Annotated in this window: 16 protein-coding genes; 12 read left to right on the top strand and 4 right to left on the bottom strand. The window is 45.8% G+C overall.

The window, feature by feature from the left end:
• From IE163_RS09075 to IE163_RS09100, 6 genes are all read left to right on the top strand, one after another.
• Positions 1–406 (top strand): hypothetical protein (locus IE163_RS09075; protein WP_229833504.1); only part of this gene is annotated, 406 nt, incomplete at its 5' end.
• On the top strand, positions 399–845 hold the full coding sequence (rimI, locus tag IE163_RS09080; RefSeq protein ID WP_189432445.1) for a ribosomal protein S18-alanine N-acetyltransferase: 447 nt from the start codon (positions 399–401) through the stop codon (positions 843–845). The genes IE163_RS09075 and rimI, both read left to right, overlap by 8 nt.
• 123 nt (positions 846–968) lie before the next feature.
• Positions 969–2555: a peptide chain release factor 3 gene (prfC, locus tag IE163_RS09085; protein ID WP_189432447.1), complete on the top strand. Its 1587-nt coding sequence runs from the start codon at positions 969–971 to the stop codon at positions 2553–2555.
• A 12-nt stretch (positions 2556–2567) separates the two neighbouring features.
• Positions 2568–4307 carry an arginine--tRNA ligase gene (gene argS / locus IE163_RS09090; protein WP_189432449.1) on the top strand — a complete coding sequence of 580 codons (1740 nt, stop codon included), beginning with the start codon at positions 2568–2570 and terminating at the stop codon, positions 4305–4307.
• A gap of 1 nt (position 4308) precedes the next feature.
• Entirely contained in the window at positions 4309–4944 is a 636-nt protein-coding gene (gene pdxH / locus IE163_RS09095; protein WP_189432451.1) for a pyridoxamine 5'-phosphate oxidase, read from the top strand.
• Positions 4945–4963: 19 nt separating this feature from the next.
• A complete protein-coding gene (locus IE163_RS09100) occupies positions 4964–5788 on the top strand; it encodes a TatD family hydrolase (protein WP_189432452.1) in 825 nt (274 codons plus the stop codon).
• Positions 5789–5887: 99 nt separating this feature from the next.
• Here IE163_RS09100 and IE163_RS09105 read toward each other — a convergent pair whose 3' ends face one another.
• Positions 5888–6478: an AhpA/YtjB family protein gene (locus tag IE163_RS09105; protein WP_189432454.1), complete on the bottom strand. Its 591-nt coding sequence runs from the start codon at positions 6476–6478 to the stop codon at positions 5888–5890.
• A gap of 90 nt (positions 6479–6568) precedes the next feature.
• Between IE163_RS09105 and serB the strand changes: the two genes are divergently transcribed.
• Positions 6569–7594, top strand: a complete 1026-nt coding sequence (gene serB / locus IE163_RS09110; RefSeq protein WP_229833505.1) for a phosphoserine phosphatase SerB — start codon at positions 6569–6571, stop codon at positions 7592–7594.
• A complete protein-coding gene (locus IE163_RS09115; protein ID WP_189432456.1) occupies positions 7591–8499 on the top strand; it encodes an alpha/beta fold hydrolase in 909 nt (302 codons plus the stop codon). Before serB ends, IE163_RS09115 begins: the two co-directional genes overlap by 4 nt.
• Before the next feature lie 20 nt (positions 8500–8519).
• Here the strand turns inward: IE163_RS09115 and IE163_RS09120 are convergent, their stop codons facing one another.
• Positions 8520–10991 (bottom strand): PilZ domain-containing protein, encoded by a 2472-nt coding sequence (locus tag IE163_RS09120; protein ID WP_229833506.1) that lies wholly within the window; start codon positions 10989–10991, stop codon positions 8520–8522.
• 160 nt (positions 10992–11151) lie between these two features.
• Between IE163_RS09120 and radA the strand changes: the two genes are divergently transcribed.
• Entirely contained in the window at positions 11152–12513 is a 1362-nt protein-coding gene (radA, locus tag IE163_RS09125) for a DNA repair protein RadA (RefSeq protein ID WP_189432460.1), read from the top strand.
• A 41-nt stretch (positions 12514–12554) separates the two neighbouring features.
• On the opposite strand, the gene IE163_RS09130 is transcribed toward radA, so the two are convergent.
• Complete coding sequence (locus tag IE163_RS09130) at positions 12555–13307, bottom strand: outer membrane protein assembly factor BamD (RefSeq protein ID WP_189432462.1); 753 nt, start codon at positions 13305–13307, stop codon at positions 12555–12557.
• 123 nt (positions 13308–13430) lie between these two features.
• Between IE163_RS09130 and rluD the strand changes: the two genes are divergently transcribed.
• The 3 genes from rluD to clpB all read left to right on the top strand — a co-directional run bounded on the left by rluD (position 13431) and on the right by clpB (position 17893).
• On the top strand, positions 13431–14405 hold the full coding sequence (rluD, locus tag IE163_RS09135) for a 23S rRNA pseudouridine(1911/1915/1917) synthase RluD (RefSeq protein ID WP_189432464.1): 975 nt from the start codon (positions 13431–13433) through the stop codon (positions 14403–14405).
• Positions 14406–14433: 28 nt separating this feature from the next.
• Entirely contained in the window at positions 14434–15195 is a 762-nt protein-coding gene (gene pgeF / locus IE163_RS09140) for a peptidoglycan editing factor PgeF (RefSeq protein ID WP_189432466.1), read from the top strand.
• A gap of 112 nt (positions 15196–15307) precedes the next feature.
• Positions 15308–17893 (top strand): ATP-dependent chaperone ClpB, encoded by a 2586-nt coding sequence (clpB, locus tag IE163_RS09145; RefSeq protein ID WP_189432468.1) that lies wholly within the window; start codon positions 15308–15310, stop codon positions 17891–17893.
• Positions 17894–17919: 26 nt separating this feature from the next.
• Here clpB and IE163_RS09150 read toward each other — a convergent pair whose 3' ends face one another.
• The gene (locus tag IE163_RS09150) at positions 17920–18312 is read right to left on the bottom strand and encodes a DUF4124 domain-containing protein (RefSeq protein ID WP_189432470.1); all 393 of its coding nucleotides are present in this window, start codon (positions 18310–18312) and stop codon (positions 17920–17922) included.
• Positions 18313–18353: the final 41 nt, after the last annotated feature.

Here is an 18353-nt window from a genome sequence, read left to right on the forward strand (position 1 = left end):
TCTTTTTATGACAACACATTCTCACACTCAGGCAGTACTACTAAAGCAACTTGGCATAGTGCCATTGGCGGCTAGGCTTAAGTTTTTTGCGCCTTTATCTTCTGCCGATAACGCTCTACAAAGTGCTTCTACTACAAGCGCTGACTCTGTCGTTTGCAGCACCAGTGAGGGTAAGACTGAACTTGCGGAAAATCCACGATATCAGGCTATCCTTGCAACGCAATTAGCTGAAGATATTAATGCGCTTTTAACGCAGACTAGGTTGAGTGATTGGCAAATTGATAGTTTAGCCAAGGATTGTCAGCTCTGTGAGCAAGTACTGATAACGCCACCACTTCCTCAGTTGCAGCAAGTCGCCCTAAAACGCCAGCTTTGGCAATTATTATCTGAGCAATTGCATGATTAGCTTTCGTCCGCTAGTGCCCGCTGAAATAACGTCACTTGCTGCCATTGAGCAGGCTGCTAACCCTTATCCTTGGACTGAGGGGGTGTTTCGTTCCTGTTTTGGTAGCCAATATTTTAACTACGCTTTATTGTTGGATGATGTGCTGCAAGGCTTTTATTTCGGGCAGTTTTTAGGTGTTGAAAGCCAGCTCTTTAATATCTGTGTTGCGCCTCAAGCACAAGGTAAAGGTTTTGGTAAGATGTTACTGACGCACTTTGTCGAGCAAAGCCAATTGCGTAATGCCTTAGATGCTTGGTTGGAAGTGCGTGTAACGAATCAAAAGGCTATTCAGCTTTATGAGAAACTGGGTTTTATTGAAACTGGCAGACGTGCTAATTACTACACAAGTCCTCAAGGTCGGGAAGATGCTATTCTGATGTGCCTGCCATTAGCGCTATAAGTGTGAACTAATCACAGATCAGTAACAAAGGCGCTGTGACCCTGCGCTAGCTGCTGTTATAATAACCCCATTTATGATCGCGCCGGTACTCTTTACGTACGCGCCCAAATAATCTCGGAACCTATGACAACTCAAGCTTTTAATGCGGAAGTAAATAGCCGCCGTACCTTTGCTATTATCTCGCACCCCGATGCAGGTAAAACGACCATCACTGAAAAAGTGTTATTATTCGGACAGTTAATCCAAAAGGCCGGTACGGTAAAGGGTAAAAAGTCTGGCCAGTATGCTACCTCTGACTGGATGGAGATGGAGAAAGAGCGGGGCATCTCGGTAACCACCTCTGTGATGCAGTTCCCCTATAATGATTGCCTGGTTAATTTATTAGATACCCCAGGCCACGAAGACTTCTCAGAAGATACTTACCGAACCCTTACCGCGGTTGATTCGTGCTTAATGGTCATTGACGGCGCGAAAGGCGTAGAAGATCGTACCATTAAGCTGATGGAAGTGACGCGGCTGCGTGATACACCTATTATTACCTTTATGAATAAGATGGACCGGGACATCCGTGATCCGGTTGATTTATTAGATGAAGTGGAAAGTGTTTTAAAGATCGCGTGTGCGCCGATAACCTGGCCAATCGCTTCAGGTAAAGAGTTTAAGGGCGTTTATCATATTCTGCGTGATGAAGTGATTTTGTATAAATCCGGTATGGGGCACACCATTCAGGACGTTGATATTATTAAAGGGCTTAACAATCCTGAGCTTGATCAGCGTATTGGTTATTATGCCCAGCAACTACGCGATGAAATGGAATTGGTGCAAGGTGCCAGCCATGAATTTGATCGCGAGCTGTTTTTAAAAGGGGAATTAACCCCAGTATTTTTTGGTACTGCTTTAGGCAACTTTGGTGTGGACCATATGCTTAACGGTTTAACCGACTGGGCACCGGCCCCGCAAGCGCGGGCTACCGATACCCGTACCGTTGAACCAAGCGAAGCGAGTTTCAGTGGCTTTGTTTTTAAAATTCAGGCCAATATGGATCCTAAGCATCGTGACCGCGTTGCCTTTTTACGTATTGTTTCAGGCAAATATGAAAAGGGCATGAAAGTTCGTCATGTGCGTATTGGCAAAGATGTGCTTATTCCACAGGCGCTAACCTTTTTAGCCGGTGATCGTGAGCACTTAGAAGAAGCCTATGCTGGTGATATTATTGGTTTACATAACCATGGCACCATCAAAATTGGTGATACCTTTACTACCGGCGAGAATATGCAATTTACCGGTATTCCTAACTTCGCCCCAGAGCTATTCCGCCGTATTCGGTTACGCGATCCGTTAAAGCAAAAGCAATTACTAAAAGGCTTAGTGCAATTATCAGAAGAAGGTGCTGTACAGGTATTCCGGCCCTTAGATAATAACGATCTCATTGTCGGTGCGGTTGGGGTGCTACAGTTTGATGTAGTAGTGCACCGCTTAAAATCCGAATATAACGTGGATGCGCTGTACGAGAGCGTTAACGTTAGCACCGCTCGTTGGGTATATTCTGATGATGCTAAGGCCTTACAGGAATTCCAAAACAAAGCCAGTAACAACCTGGCGCTTGACGGCGGTGATAACCTTACCTATATAGCGCCCACCATGGTTAACCTTAACCTAGCAATGGAACGTTACCCGAAAATCAAATTCTTTAAAACCCGTGAGCACTAACAGGTTAGGTCAATGAATATTAAACAACTTTTAACAGAGAAAACCCTAGCTGCTTTTGCGCAGTTGGGCTTACCGGAAGGCACTAACCCAGCGGTAACGCAAAGCACTCGCGTAGAGTTTGGCGATTACCAAATTAACGGTGCCATGGGCGCAGCCAAGCAATTAAAAACCAATCCCCGCCAGTTAGCGCAGCAGTTGGTTGAACTGTTAGATCTTAACGAGCTGGCCGACAAGGTCGAAATTGCTGGCCCGGGTTTTATTAATGTCACCTTAAAAGCCGACTGGCTAGCCAAACAGCTTAGTGTTGCCGCCACCGATGCTCGCTTAGGCGTAAGTCAGAATCCGGCACCGCAAACCGTTGTTGTGGACTATTCAGCGCCTAATCTAGCGAAAGAAATGCACGTTGGTCATTTACGCTCAACCATTATTGGTGATGCCGTGGTGCGCAGCTTGGAATTCTGGGGCGATAAAGTGATTCGGCAGAATCATATGGGCGACTGGGGGACCCAGTTTGGTATGCTGATTGCCCATTTAGAAGATAAGCTGGCCGAGGGCGTAGACTTAGAAAGCGTTGCGCTGGCTGACTTGGAAGATTTTTATCGCGCTGCGAAAAAACGCTTTGATGATGAAGCAGGCTTTGCTGATAAATCGCGGGACTATGTGGTCAAGCTACAAAGCGGCGATGCACATTGTCAAAAACTCTGGCAGCTGTTTATTGATACCTCGGTAAAACACAGTAATGAGGTTTATCAAAAGCTTAACGTGACGCTGACCGATAACGATATCAAGCCAGAAAGTGCCTATAACAGCATGTTACAGCCGATAGTGGATCAATTGCTTGCGCAAGAGATCGCGGTAGAAGATCAAGGCGCTTTAGTGGTGTTTTTGCAGGAACTAGCCGATAAAGAAGGTAATCCTTCGCCTTTTATTATCCAGAAAACCGGCGGTGGCTTTTTGTATGCCACTACCGATTTAGCGGCTTGTAAATACCGCAGTATTGAATTGAATGCTGATCGCATTGTCATTTTTACCGATGCGCGGCAGGCACTGCACTTTAAACAAATAGAAATTACCGCCCGTAAAGCGGGTTTATTAGCGGATAACACCCGCTATGATCATTGCCCCTTTGGCACCATGATGGGCGAAGATGGTAAGCCGTTTAAAACCCGTACTGGTGGCACGGTTAAGCTGGCCGAATTACTGGAAGAAGCGGTAGTGCGCGCTGAAGCGGTGGTAAAAGAAAAAGCGACTGATTTATCGGATACGGAAATTGCCGAAATTGCCCGTAAGGTCGGTATTGGCGCTGTGAAGTTTGCCGATTTATCAAAAAACCGTACCAGCGATTATATCTTTAGCTGGGATGCCATGCTAAGTTTTGAAGGCGCAACCGCCCCTTATTTACAGTATGCTTATACCCGGGTACGCAGTATTTTACGTAAAGCTGAAGTGGCTGACGACTTTAACGCGGCTATTGTTATTAGTGCCGAGCAGGAAAAGCAATTAGCGGTAAAACTACTGCGCTTTGAAGAAACTCTGCAACAGGTGATTAGAGATGCGCAGCCAAACTTGCTCTGTAATTATTTATACGAGCTGGCCAGTTTATTTATGACCTTTTACGAAGCCTGTCCAATCTTAAAAGAAGGGGTTGAACCAGCCGAGCGTAACAGCCGTTTAATGCTAAGTATTTTAAGCGCTAAGCTCTTAGCACAAGGCCTGGATTTACTGGGTATTGAAGTAATGGAACGGATGTAACATGAAAATAGACGCAATTCGCCGCAGTTATACCAAAGATAAACTGGATTTGGATAAACTTAATGCTGATCCGATAGCGCAGTTTGAGCTATGGCTAAAAGATGCCATAGCCGCTGAGCTACCCGATCCCACGGCGATGTGCGTTGCTACCGTCGATAGCAGCGGCCAGCCGTCACAGCGCCTGGTATTGCTAAAAGACGTAACTAGTGAAGGCTTCACTTTTTACACGAACCTTGGTAGCCGTAAAGCGTCTGAGCTGTCGGAAAATCCAAAAGTCAGTTTGCATTTCCCCTGGCATCCGTTGGAGCGGCAAGTGATTGTTTATGGCACGGCTGAGCGGGTATCCAATACGCAGGTGATGAAGTACTTTTTATCACGCCCCAAAGAGAGCCAATTAGCTGCCTGGGCCTCTGAGCAAAGCCGGCCCATCTCAACCCGGCAAGCACTGATGCAAAAATTTGCCGAGATTAAGCACAAGTTTGAACATGGCGAAGTACCACTGCCTTCATTTTGGGGCGGTTTTTTAATACGCCCGCAGCAAATTGAATTCTGGCAAGGTGGGGAACATCGCTTACATGATCGCTTTATGTATAAAAAAAGCGAAAGTGGCTGGCAGATTGAACGCCTCTGCCCCTAAGTCTTGCCTTTAAGTAAGAATGAACACGCCGATAAACACTAGTACTTCACGGCAGGCTGTTAGCAATGACAACCTGTGTCTTTTTGATACGCACTGTCACCTTAACTTAGCGCCACTTGCGACAGAACCTTTCGTTTACTTTCAGCAGGCAGTAGACGTGGGCGTTAATGCCTTGCTGATCCCTGCAGTAGAACAGGCCAATTGGCAACGTTTACTAGTGTGGCGGCAACAGCAAGCTAATTGGCATATTGCACTAGGGGTACATCCTTGGTGGGCGGACGCTGAGCCTTTGACTGTGCTAACTGAACTCGAACGTCTGCTACAAACGCAGACAGAGCAGATTGCTGCCGTAGGTGAAATTGGGCTGGATTTTGCACTTGCAGAAGAGACCTTCGCTAAACAACAACAATTTTTTAGTGCTCAGCTCGCATTAGCCAAGCAATATCGCAAACCGGTGATTTTGCATCATCGTAAAAGCCAGCCAGCCTTGCTGGCCGAGCTAAAACGGCAGCAGTTTACTGAAGGCGGCATTTTGCATGCTTTCTCTGGCAGTCAGCAACAGGCAATGGCTTTTATTGATTTGGGTTTCAAGCTTGGGATTGGCGGTACTATCACGTACCCGAGATCTGAGAAAACCCGCAACGCAGTAACTAAGCTGCCGTTAAGTGCACTGGTATTAGAGACCGATGCACCAGCTATGCCGCTTAATGGCTTTCAGGGACAGGCAAACACCCCGGCGCAGTTGCTGGCGGTATTTAATGCTTTGTCTGAGTTAAGAGTCGAGCCAGCTGCACAGCTCGCAGCGGCTCTATGGCAGAATAGCCATACCGTACTGCGGTTATAGGGCGCAGTCGCTTACATGTTCCCCACCAAAATTCATATCTGGTCGTATCTTTATGCGTAGCCCGCAGCGTAATAAAAATTAGCTGAGTTACAAGCAATATCAGGCTGGAGGTGGTAACCGTCTATAGCGCTGATTAAGCCGGTAAAAGCTGCGCTTTAATAGCATAGTGACTGCGCCAGCTAACAACAAAAGCCCCAACATTTGCTGCATAAGTTGTTGCCAGTAACTATAGCCAGGAAATAAGCTTTGGTCATGCAATAAGCTTATTTTCATATAGCCTAGTAGCTGCTCGTTTACCCGAATCTCCTGCACCATCGGGATCAGTGGCAGTTGTTGATCTGGTCGATACAACAAGCGCGCCGCGGTATTCGCTTCTGACCAGCTAAGGCGCACACCATTGGCATCATACACTACCACATCATGTAAGAATGGGTTCTCGGCGATATGCTGGGTTAACTGGCTTAAGCCTTCAAGTTGGTCATTTTCCAGTAAGTAACCTGCAGTGTGTGACAAGGCTGTAAGGGTTTCACGCATCAGCAGTTGGTTCTGCTGCTGTAACACCCTTTGTCCTTCTGCTCTGGCATCAACCCAACTATGCAGGATAAACCAGATCCCCAATACCGCTATTGCCAGCTGTAATAAGGTAATAAAACTTGAATATCGATGACCAGATACGCTATGGTGCTGCATATTTTAAACCATAAAATGAATACTGGCAGGCAAGTGCTGCAAAGGGTATAGCATGCCATGCTCATTCAGTTAAGTATAGGGTAGACCATCTTGATCGCTAATCCACAATCGCCGCGGGCAATAGAGTCTTTTACTATAACGCCATTATCTCTGCTAAAACAACAGAGTGGTGAGTTGCTTCTTAACTGGCAACAACAGCAAGCAGTAGACTTGAGTGCCAGTAAGCAATGGCAGGCCACTGCGCCAAGTCTGGTTTGCTTTGGTGGTGACTTTAGTTGGCACAAGCTAGAGCAAATACTAAAACAATTGGCAGTTAAGGATGGTGAGGTGTTGTTACGGTTGTGGCAGCCTTTAGCCGAATTGCCGGCAGCTATTGCTATTCAAACTGCGGGATTATCTGCACCGGCACAGCCTATATTAACAGCGCTTGCTGCGGAACTGGATTGTCAGCTTGTGTATTTAGCTCAGCCTCCCACCTTGGTTACTCCCGGTTTATTGGTTATGGATATGGACTCTACCGCTATTCAGATTGAATGTATTGATGAAATAGCCAAGCTAGCGGGGGTTGGTGAACAAGTCGCGGCGGTTACCGCCCGGGCAATGAATGGCGAATTAGATTTTGCACAGAGCTTACGCCAGCGAGTTGCCGCTCTGGCTGGTGCACCGGAATCTGTGCTTGCTGAAGTATTAGCAACCTTACCCTTAATGCCAGGCTTGGAAGCGCTTGTCGCTTATTTACAACAGCATGGCTGGCGTATTGCGATTGCCTCTGGTGGTTTTACTTATTTTACTGCCGCGTTGCAGCAGCAACTGAAGTTAGATGCTACTTTTGCCAATCAGTTGGAGATTGTTGATGGCAAGCTAACCGGGCAGGTATTAGGTGACATTGTGGACGCTAATCGTAAAGCTCAAGTGGTCGAGGAGTTGGCGGAACGTTATCAAATAGCAAGATCGCAAACTGTAGCGATTGGTGATGGTGCGAATGACTTGCCCATGTTGGCCCGAGCTACCTTAGGGGTAGCTTTTCATGCCAAGCCTAAAGTACAGGCAGCTGCAAAAGCCGCTATTACCCAAGGTAGTTTGTTGCAATTACTGTATTTGGTATCACCTACGTGAAACATCAGCAACATTCGTTGTTTGTTGATTTACAGGCTTATCAGCTGCATGTAAGGCAACTTACGCCCTTGCAGCCTGCAATTGCCCCTGTACTGTATTTGCATGGTGCTGTAGAGAACGGCCGAATTTTTTACAGTTACACTGGCAAAGGCTTGGCGGGTTACTTAGCCGATCAAGGCTTTGTTGGCTATGCAGCAGATTTTGCCGGGCGCGGCATGTCACAGCCATCACTTGATACTGGCCTACAGCAAAGCCAACAGCAGCTGATTTGTCAGGATATTCCAGCCTTAATTGAGTATGTTTATGCGCAGCATCAACAGCCAATTATTATCGTTTGTCATTCTTGGGGAGGTGTGGTGGCAGCTGCTAGCCTGGCGCGTTTTCCTCATTTATTGGACAAGGTGAAAGCGAAAATTTGTTTCGGTACCAAGAGAGTGATTAAGGGGCGCTCGTTGGAGCGTCTGCTAAAAATTAATTTAATCTGGAACAAATTGGCCCCTTGGTTAGGGCAGCGTTTGGGGTATGTGCCGGCAAAGCGCTGGCGCTTTGGTGCCGACAATGAACCTTTACAGTTTTTGCGTGACACCATTGCCTGGATTAACGGTGCCCCCTTTGTGGATTGTTGTGATAATTTTGATTACCAACAGGCCTGTTTAGCGGCATCTTGGCCTGCTATTTGGCATTTTGCAGCAAAGAAGGATAGGGTGCTAGGGCATCCTGATGATGTGTTAGCCTTTATCAACGAAGCGAGCCAGCAACAAGCCCGTTTTAGTCTACTGGGTAAGCAATATGGTTACTCGCAAGATTATGATCATATATCAATGCTCACCCACCCAGCCGCTAACAAAGAGCACTTTAGCGATTTAGTTCAGTGGCTTAAAAATTTGTATCAACGCAACCTTTGATAATTTACATGCTTAGCAAGTTATTGCTCGCGGGATAGTACGTTTAAACGCGCCTGCTGCTGCTGTTCACTGGCTTGAACATCGAAACGGGCAACTACTTCGGCAGAGGTCTCGACGCCATCAGCAACACCTTCAACATGCCATAGTTCTTCTTCAAGAGATTTAGCTTTGTGAATGGCGTAGACGCTGATGTAACCTATTTCTTTTGCGATATATTCCGAATCTAATTTACCTGTACGTGAAACGAAAAGCCGGAAACTGAATAACGTGTGATGGGCTATCGCATCCTGTATGAAGGTTTTTAGTTCCTCTGCGGAATTAAATTCAAAATCATAATGACTACTGAATGTTAAATTAGCTTGCTCATCTGTTGACACTTTAATGTAAAGTTCATTGCCCTTAGCTGCATCTTGACGTTTCATTTGTTTCAGCTGATTGGCGACTTCTTGGCTGAGCAGATGATTCTTGCTAACTAACGTGAGATCTAAGGTATTTTGTCGTGTTTGGGCTAGCTGTAGCAATTTGTGTAGCGCATTAATTTGCGTACCCCGACCAAGCACAGTGATATCGTGTCTTAGCCCATACCGGTGAATAAAAACAGCAAAGTTATTTAATGCTTTCAGATACATGTTACGTAAAGCGTCAGATAAGCCAGGGTATTTTGGCGTTTCTTCTGCAATAGTTAGTTTGTTTCTGTTGCTTTGAATGAGTTGTAGAAAAAATTGCTTACCGACATGGGCTTCAGCTTTAGCTATTTTTAAATTCATAATGGTACGATTCTTACTTACTGCCATCACTTCATAAGGTAGGTTGCTTAGCTGATGTTTCGCTGTTATTTTTTGTAAGTCAGGTAATTCTAACAGCAATATATCGCCCTTTTTGAAATCGACAGGCGTTACACATTCTAGTTGTAAACCGCCTGACGAAAAATCTCTGCTAAAAGCTTGCCAGGCTTCTTGTTCTGCCTTCTGGCGAACCAGCACGGTGGTTTTGTATAAATAGCGAGATTCAGAACGCAAATTGACGTAGTGGATTGGTATAGCTTCGCAAGCATTAGGTTGTTCTGTTTTACTTAAACCGAATTGGTTTAAGGCAGGTAATTTGCTTGAGTCATATTGATGTTTACTGTAATAACTACGATGTTCAGGTGCACTTATTTCTGTTAACGCTACGATATAGTGCATGTCTTGCAGCATACTTTGGATAAGCGGAGATATTTGCTGCTCTGAGGTTGCCCCAGGTATAACAAAATCATTTTTGCTTTGTTTAACATTAGTCTTCAGTAAATTTAAATGGAAGATTTTCCAGCTAGGCTTACCAGCACCGAAACCAAAGAACATTTCGCGCAAAGCGGATGACGTAGCTAATTCAAACGCCGTTGCTGCATAAAAATAAAGCTTACCTTTGGCGGCATGTGTAAAGCTATAGAGTATACAAGAACGTTCCGCATTTTTTATGTTTAGCAGGTACTTTAACCGAGGTACAGACAACACATGGCTGATTACCGAGCGTTGTTGTTCATCTAAAAAATAATGCCAAACATTTTTATTGTAGTCGCTGGTTAGACAAAAACGGCAGTTTACTGCACCATCTGAGACGCTTAAGAACACGGGTAAGGTATTAATTCGTGGTAAGTAATACTGTTCATAACCTTTAGTTATTACGGCGTCGGTAGTGTTGTCTAAATTTACTTTATAGCGGCGTTTATTGCCGTTGATATAGCTTTGGAGAAATTGATTAAACTGAGGTTCCTGTTCTGGTGCAAGCCGTTTTAAGCGTAAATATGCATGTTTATCTTGTTCATCAATTTCCAATACCTGGTAATTTAAACCATTGGGTAAATTTAAGGCGAACTCTTTTTCTAACCCTTTTAGTGAGAGGTTAACATTGTCACCTGCGTCTATACCATGCAAAGCGCTGACTTTAAGCTTACAACCAGAGACAGATAAATCGCTGGTCATAGCAGTAAAGCGTTGTTCGCCGTGGCGAACTTCAACTTCGATACCAAAATTCATTCGCTCTTCACATCTTTTGATGTATAACCCAAATTGTACAAGTTTGTTGGGTTTGGGAGCTTCCTCTTGGGGGATCGTCTTTTCTGCAATGGCGGCATTGTCCGGGATCAGTGGACCTTTACGCAAATTATCCAGTGTATTCTTTACCCGCTCTTCTGTTTCCTTGCGATGCCTGACCCGATAATTATTATCGGCGTTCATCACTTCCTCATAGACTCCCAGTGTGTATTCACCGTAGTCGCGGATGCCATCCTCAAAAATTTGCTGAGCGTTTTCGTCGAGATAATGTGTTTTTTCCATGTATCGATAGGGTTTAACATCACCATCAACATGGCCTCGTAAATCAATAAAATAGCTACAGGGCTGAGCTAAGCGCTTCAATTCCATCTTCAGCAGAAATTGCTTTGATTTAGGCAAACTTACCGTCAGACTAGCAAAAGTCTGTTCAAACTCAGGTGAGTTTAATAGGCCTTTCATACGCGATATGATGCCTGAGTAAGCTTTAAGATCGGTTGAAGTCATCGTCTACTGATTCAATTGCCAAAAAAATGGCAGCGTCCGGTTATAATTAGATTAAGCTACGTTGTTCTTTTTTGAAAAGCAATATCTGTGCCTTTCATGCAAAGCAGGAATATTTATGGTTAAAGCAAAAACGGCCTATGTGTGTAACGAATGTGGAGCCGACTTTATACGCTGGCAAGGGCAATGCACTGAATGTGGTGCCTGGAACAGTGTAACGGAAGTGCGACTAGGGGCAGTGAAAAGTAAAAATGCCCGCTTTGAAGGCTATGCGGGCGCTGCGGTAGCCAAAGTAATGCGGCTAAATGAGGTTGATTTACAAGAGGTTCCGCGTTTTAGCTCTGGCTTTACCGAATTTGATCGGGTACTGGGTGGTGGTATTGTGCCCGGCTCGGCCATTTTGATTGGTGGTCATCCCGGAGCCGGTAAGAGTACCTTGTTACTGCAAGTTATGTGTGGTTTAGCCCAGCAAGGCGGCGCATTGTATGTCACGGGTGAGGAATCTTTACAGCAGGTGGCCATGCGGGCACAGCGCTTGGGCTTGCCTATGAGCGAGCTGAAGATGCTGGCAGAGACCAATGTGGAAACTATTTGCCAGTTGGCGCAGCAAGAAAAACCACGCATTATGGTTATTGATTCGATTCAGGTGATGCACTTAGCTGATATCCAGTCGGCCCCTGGCAGCGTCTCGCAGGTAAGAGAAAGCGCCGCTTTTTTAACCCGCTTCGCCAAGCAATATCATATTGCGATCATTATGGTAGGTCACGTTACTAAAGATGGTTCGCTGGCGGGGCCTAAAGTACTGGAGCATTGTATCGATTGTTCCGTAATGCTGGATGGTGATGCCGATAGTCGCTACCGTACTATGCGCGGGCATAAAAATCGCTTTGGTCCGGTAAATGAGCTAGGAGTATTTGCGATGACCGGTCAGGGGATGAAAGAGGTGAAAAACCCCTCAGCAATTTTTTTAACCCGTGGTAAAGAAGATCAATCGGGTAGTATTGTAATGGTGTTGTGGGAAGGTACCCGGCCATTGTTGGTTGAAATTCAAGGTCTAGTCGATTATTCACCATTAAATAATCCGCGGCGGGTGACTCTGGGCATGGAGCAAAACCGTATTTCAATGCTATTGGCTGTAATGCACCGGCATGCCGGCATTCAAATGGCTGATCAGGATGTCTTTGTGAATGTCGTGGGGGGCGTAAAGGTCAATGAAACCAGTGCTGATTTAGCCACGCTACTCGCCTTGGTATCGAGTTTTCGGGATAAGCCCTTGCCAAATGATCTAGTGGTATTTGGTGAAGTAGGCTTAGCAGGTGAGATTAGGCCTGTACCCAGTGGGCAAGAGCGTTTACGTGAGGCGGCTAAACATGGTTTTCGCCGGGCAATAGTGCCGCTTGGCAATAAACCCAAAGACTCCATTGATGGCATGGAAGTAATAGGTGTTGCTAAATTGGCTGATGCGTTAGAGGCTATTTAGATCTATCCCCCTCCGCGTTACGGAAGGGGGTTATCGTCGTATTAGCGAAAGCGACTGTTTTGCGGGAAGTTTAATTGTAGTACCTGTAACGTATCGCTTTTTAGTTTATCCAGGCCAAGTTTGTCATAACTCTCGACCATAATTTCCAAGGCTTGCTCTATAAGAGGCGAATCGCGATAAAACTCAACAACATATTTGCCACGATTAGCTGCTGCTAAAAAAGCACCGCGGCGTAAGTAATAATCAGCCACCAGCAATTCATGCCGTGCCAGTGTATCTTTTATCATTACCATGCGTTGCTTAGCATCAGCTGCGTACTTACTCTCTGGGTAGCTATTTAACAGTATTTTAAAATCATCAAATGCTTGTCGCGTGCTGCTCAGATCGCGGTCAGCGCGGTCAATACCAAAAAACTCCTGAAAAGCATTTTCATCCGCTTTTAGGTTAGTTAAACCGCGCATATAGTATACGTAGTCCAGATCGGGTTGATTCGGATTTAATCGAATAAAACGATCAATACTGGCCAAGGCCTGCGGCAAATCGCCAGCCTGATGATAAGCGTAAATTAAATCTAACTGAACCTGTCTTGCTAAAGGACCAAATGGAAAACGACTTTCCACGGCCTTTAGTAATTCGATGGCTCTGTTGTATAAGCCAGCATCTAGCACATCTTTGGCTTGTTGATATTGGCCTTGTGCTGTTTGTGTAGGGTTCACTTGCTCTGGTTTTGGCTTGCCAGCGCAGGCACTCAGAGTGATTGACATCAAAATAATCAGGATAAATTTCAATTTCATGTAAAAATCCGTTACTACTTAAGCTAAATGGCTGTCTAGTCCAGCGTAAAATCGTTAAAATACGTTCTATTGCGATTCTACCCCAGATAACGAGGGGTTGCACACAGGATAACTGCTTCCGTCATGACAAAACAGATAAAACTTTCACAAATCGTTCCTGATCATCTTTATGGTAAGCGCTTAGATCAGGTTTTAGCTGAAATGTTCCCTGATTATTCGCGTTCGCGGATAAAAGATTGGATTTTGGCCGACGCCGTCTTGGTAAATAAACAGCTTTGTAATACGCCGCGGCATAAAATGCTTGGTGGTGAACAAATAGATATTACTGCGGATTTGCCAGAAGACGAGCGTTTTGAAGCTGAGCCTATTGATCTGGACATTATATTTGAAGATGAACATATTCTGGTGATCAACAAACCAGCAGGTTTAGTAGTGCACCCCGGCGCAGGTAACAGTGATGGGACCTTGCTAAATGCTCTGTTGCACCATTGCCCTGGTATTGCTGAAGTGCCGCGCGCGGGTATAGTGCATCGATTGGATAAAGATACCACTGGTTTGATGGTGATAGCCAAAACCATACCGGCGCAGACCCATTTAGTTGAGGCGATGCAAGCCCGCGAAATCACTCGTGAATATGAAGCCGTTTGTTATGGTGCAATGACAGGTGGTGGCTCTGTGAATCGACCACTGGGCCGCCATCCTACGAAAAGAACGCATATGGCGGTGATTGAAAATGGTAAGCCTGCGGTAACCCATTATCGGGTAATGGAAAAATATCGCGCCCATACCAGATTACGCTTGCGGCTCGAAACTGGTAGAACCCACCAAATCCGCGTACATATGACTTTTATCAGTCATCCGCTGATTGGCGATCCGGTTTATGGCGGCAGGCCAAGACCACCACGTCAGGCTGATGAGAATTTATTAGTTATGATGCGGAATTTTAAACGTCAGGCACTACACGCTATTATGCTGAAGCTGGCTCACCCTATTACCGGACAGCTACTGGAGTGGCATGCGCCTTTACCCGATGATATGGTGGCTTTGAACGCGGCGCTAAGGGCTGATACTCAAAAGCATGGTATGGATTTTGTGTAACTTGATGTAAAAAGTTGAAGGTTTGCCAATGAGCATAGTGTCACTAGCTGATAATCTGTTGCTACCCAACTGGCCTGCGCCGGAAAACGTGCGTGCAGTTAGTTCCAAACGGTGTGGGGGGTACTCAACAGGTTCATTTCAAGGTCTAAACCTTGGGGATCATGTGGGTGACGTCCCTTCACTGGTGGCTCAAAACCGACAACATTTCAAAACACAGGCCTGCATGCCGACAGAACCTCTTTGGTTACAGCAGGTACATGGTATTGTGGTAGCCAGACCTGATTTAGCAAAGGTGGCTGCAGCAACGGCAGTGGTTGCCGATGCGGCCTACAGTTGCGCCAGAGAAAAAGTTTGCGTGGTAATGACTGCAGACTGTTTACCTTTATTGGTTTGTGATAAAGCCGGACGCGAAGTTGCGGCAATTCACGCTGGTTGGCGTGGTTTAGCTGCTGGCGTCATTGAGCAAACAATAATGCATTTTAAGGCTAAGCCTGCAGATATCATGGTGTGGCTCGGCCCAGCTATTGGCCCGCAATCTTTTGAAGTTGGTGCAGAAGTGCGTGCTGCTTTTGTTAGTAGACATCCTGCTACAGCTGCCGCTTTTAAAGTACAAGCCAATGGAAAATATCTGGCAGATATTTATCTGCTTGCTCGGCTGCGTTTGGCTGTTCAGGGAATTACCGCAATTTACGGCGGTAATTATTGTACTTATCAACAAGCTGAACACTTTTTTTCTTACCGGCGTGATGGTCAAACCGGCCGGATGGCCAGCGCTATTTGGTTAGATTAGTATCTTTAAGATGACCCAAGTCAATTTTTTGACGTTCTCTGCTTGAAAAATCCACAATAGTGCCCAATCTTACAGAGCATCAACGCTTAATGATGCTTGTAGGAGCCCTATCATGCGATTAGACAAATTTACCAGTAAGTTCCAGGAAGCCATAGCCGATGCACAATCATTGGCTTTGGGTAGGGATCAACAATTTATTGAACCTGTGCATATTATGTTTGCCTTGCTTAATCAGGAAGGCGGCACCGTGCGTGAGCTATTAAACAAGTTGGCAATTAACTTTAATGAGTTGCGTTCAAAGGTCAGCCAGGTGATTGAGCGCTTGCCACGGGTAGAAGGCGAGGGCGCCAACCTGCAACTTGCTGCCAGCACTGCTCATCTATTACAGCAATGCGATAAGTTGGCGCAAAAGCGTAAAGATCAGTTTATTTCCAGTGAGTTATTTGTTCTGGCTGCAGCGGATGATAAATCAGAGCTGGGTCGCATTTTGCAGTTGTTGGGAGTGACTGCTGACAAGGTCAACACGGCGATAGAGCAGTTGCGTGGTGGTCAAAAAGTAGACGATGCCAATGCAGAAGATACCCGGCAGGCACTGACGAAATATACTATTGATTTAACTGCACGAGCTGAAGCGGGTAAGTTAGATCCGGTGATTGGCCGGGATGAAGAGATTCGACGTTGTATTCAGGTATTGCAGCGGCGAACCAAAAATAACCCAGTGTTAATTGGTGAGCCCGGCGTGGGTAAAACCGCCATTGTAGAGGGATTAGCTCAGCGCATTATTAACAAAGAAGTACCCGAAGGCCTAAAAGATAAACGGGTGTTATCACTGGATATGGGCTCTCTGCTGGCGGGGGCTAAGTACCGTGGTGAGTTTGAAGAGCGCCTGAAAGCCGTTCTTAGTGATGTGGCCAAAGAAGAAGGTCAGATTATTCTCTTCATTGATGAAATTCATACTATGGTTGGCGCCGGTAAAGCTGATGGCGCTATGGATGCGGGCAATATGTTAAAGCCTGCGTTAGCGCGCGGTGAATTACACTGTCTGGGGGCCACGACGCTGGATGAATACCGCAAATATATTGAAAAAGACGCCGCATTAGAGCGCCGTTTTCAAAAGGTGTTGGTAGAAGAACCCACGGTGGAAGATACCATTGCGATTTTACGTGGGCTAAAAGAGCGTTATGAGCTGCACCATGCGGTAGAGATCACTGATCCCGCTATTGTGGCGGCGGCAACTTTATCACATCGTTATGTCAGTGATCGGCAGTTACCCGATAAAGCCATTGATTTAATTGATGAAGCCGCATCCAGTATCCGGATGCAGATGGATTCCAAGCCCGAAGAGTTAGATCGGTTAGAGCGGCGTATTATCCAGTTAAAACTGGAAGATAATGCCTTGGCCAAAGAAACGGACGAAGCCAGTAAAAAACGCCGAGACTTTATCCAGGAGCAAATTCAGGAGCTGGACAGTCGCTACAACGAACTGGATGAGGTATGGGAGTCAGAAAAAGCGGCTTTACAAGGCACGCAAAATATTAAGGCTGAGTTGGAACAAGCCCGGCTAGATTTAGAAGTGGCAAGACGCGCCAGTGATTTACAGCGCATGTCGGAATTACAATATGGCCGTATTCCTGAGCTGGAGAAAAAACTTGATTTAGCCTCTCAAGCCGAAATGCAGGAAATGACTCTATTGCGGCATAAAGTGACCGAGCAGGAAATTGCTGATGTGTTGTCAAAAGCAACGGGTATTCCGGTCAGTAAAATGCTGGAAGGCGAGCGCGACAAATTGTTGCGAATGGAAGAGGCTCTTCATCATAAAGTGGTAGGGCAGCATGAAGCTGTTGCCGCGGTATCTAATGCCATCCGTCGCTCAAGAGCGGGTTTGGCCGATCCGAATAAGCCTATTGGCTCTTTCTTATTTCTGGGGCCAACTGGGGTCGGTAAAACTGAGCTGACCAAATCTTTAGCGCAGTTTTTATTTGATAGCCCCGATGCTATGGTACGGATTGATATGTCGGAGTTTATGGAGAAACATGCGGTATCAAGGCTAGTGGGTGCACCGCCAGGTTATGTTGGCTACGAAGAAGGGGGCTATTTAACTGAAGCTGTAAGGCGTAAACCTTACTCCGTTATTTTACTGGATGAAGTAGAAAAAGCGCACCCGGATGTGTTTAATATTCTACTGCAGGTCTTGGATGATGGTCGCTTAACTGACGGTCAGGGACGCACGGTCGATTTTAAAAACACCGTGATCATTATGACCTCGAACTTGGGATCGGATCTGATCCAGGAGCATTATCAAGAGTACAGTTATACTCAGATGAAAGAAATGTTGATGGGGGTGTTGGCGAAGCAATTCAGACCAGAGTTTTTAAACCGTTTGGACGAAGCTGTCGTGTTCCATCCACTGGATAGCAGCCAGATTAAACAAATTGCCCGTATCCAGCTTTCACGTTTAGAGCAGCGGCTGCAGCAACGCGATTACCAGTTACAGGTTAGCGATGCCGCACTGGATAAATTGGCGGCGGTAGGGTTTGACCCGCTGTTCGGCGCCCGGCCTTTAAAACGGGCGATTCAGCAGCATCTGGAGAACTCTTTAGCGCAATCGTTGTTACAAGGCGACATTTTACCTGGTAGCACTATTGTGATTGACCATAATGGTGAGCGTTTCGTTATTGGCAGCCACGCGACTGGCTAGCGGATTAAACCAATAATGAAAATCCATTAAGGCGTTGCAGGGCAACGCCTTTTTATTTCAAGGTTCGCCAGTAACTTCTGTTGCTCCCGTTCATCAGCAGTTACCAAACGTAATTCGGTATCGGCACCATCGCGGGTGAACAGTTCCTGCTCGCTATTTAACAATGTTAATTGCTCTTTTGCTTCTAAGCACAATGTTGCATCAAGTTCATTACTACTATTCTCCGTGGGCTTAACCGGTGTCGAAGAAGGGATGTTACTTCTGATGGTGATAACTTGATATTGACCTTTTGCAGGAGGCTGCTGGCTATAGTGGGTAATACCTTTCTCGTCCTGCCAACTATAAACCGCTTGCGCCAGCAGCGAAGTGTTATAGCTTAAGCAAGTGATGCATATAAAAAGAAGACGCGCTTTTGCCATGGTTCTATCCATGCTATGTTATGTTCCTTATAATCAGTGTA

The organism is Alishewanella longhuensis, assembly GCF_014653435.1.
Taxonomy (GTDB): domain Bacteria; phylum Pseudomonadota; class Gammaproteobacteria; order Enterobacterales; family Alteromonadaceae; genus Alishewanella; species Alishewanella longhuensis.

Coding starts and splice junctions, on each gene's coding strand:
- IE163_RS09130 (WP_189432462.1), bottom strand. CDS start 13,307: ATGAAATTGAAATTTATCCTGATTATTTTGATGTCAATCACTCTGAGT.
- rimI (WP_189432445.1), top strand. CDS start 399: ATGATTAGCTTTCGTCCGCTAGTGCCCGCTGAAATAACGTCACTTGCT.
- rluD (WP_189432464.1), top strand. CDS start 13,431: ATGACAAAACAGATAAAACTTTCACAAATCGTTCCTGATCATCTTTAT.
- argS (WP_189432449.1), top strand. CDS start 2,568: ATGAATATTAAACAACTTTTAACAGAGAAAACCCTAGCTGCTTTTGCG.
- prfC (WP_189432447.1), top strand. CDS start 969: ATGACAACTCAAGCTTTTAATGCGGAAGTAAATAGCCGCCGTACCTTT.
- radA (WP_189432460.1), top strand. CDS start 11,152: ATGGTTAAAGCAAAAACGGCCTATGTGTGTAACGAATGTGGAGCCGAC.
- pgeF (WP_189432466.1), top strand. CDS start 14,434: ATGAGCATAGTGTCACTAGCTGATAATCTGTTGCTACCCAACTGGCCT.
- IE163_RS09120 (WP_229833506.1), bottom strand. CDS start 10,991: ATGAAAGGCCTATTAAACTCACCTGAGTTTGAACAGACTTTTGCTAGT.
- clpB (WP_189432468.1), top strand. CDS start 15,308: ATGCGATTAGACAAATTTACCAGTAAGTTCCAGGAAGCCATAGCCGAT.
- IE163_RS09150 (WP_189432470.1), bottom strand. CDS start 18,312: ATGGCAAAAGCGCGTCTTCTTTTTATATGCATCACTTGCTTAAGCTAT.
- pdxH (WP_189432451.1), top strand. CDS start 4,309: ATGAAAATAGACGCAATTCGCCGCAGTTATACCAAAGATAAACTGGAT.
- IE163_RS09105 (WP_189432454.1), bottom strand. CDS start 6,478: ATGCAGCACCATAGCGTATCTGGTCATCGATATTCAAGTTTTATTACC.
- IE163_RS09100 (WP_189432452.1), top strand. CDS start 4,964: ATGAACACGCCGATAAACACTAGTACTTCACGGCAGGCTGTTAGCAAT.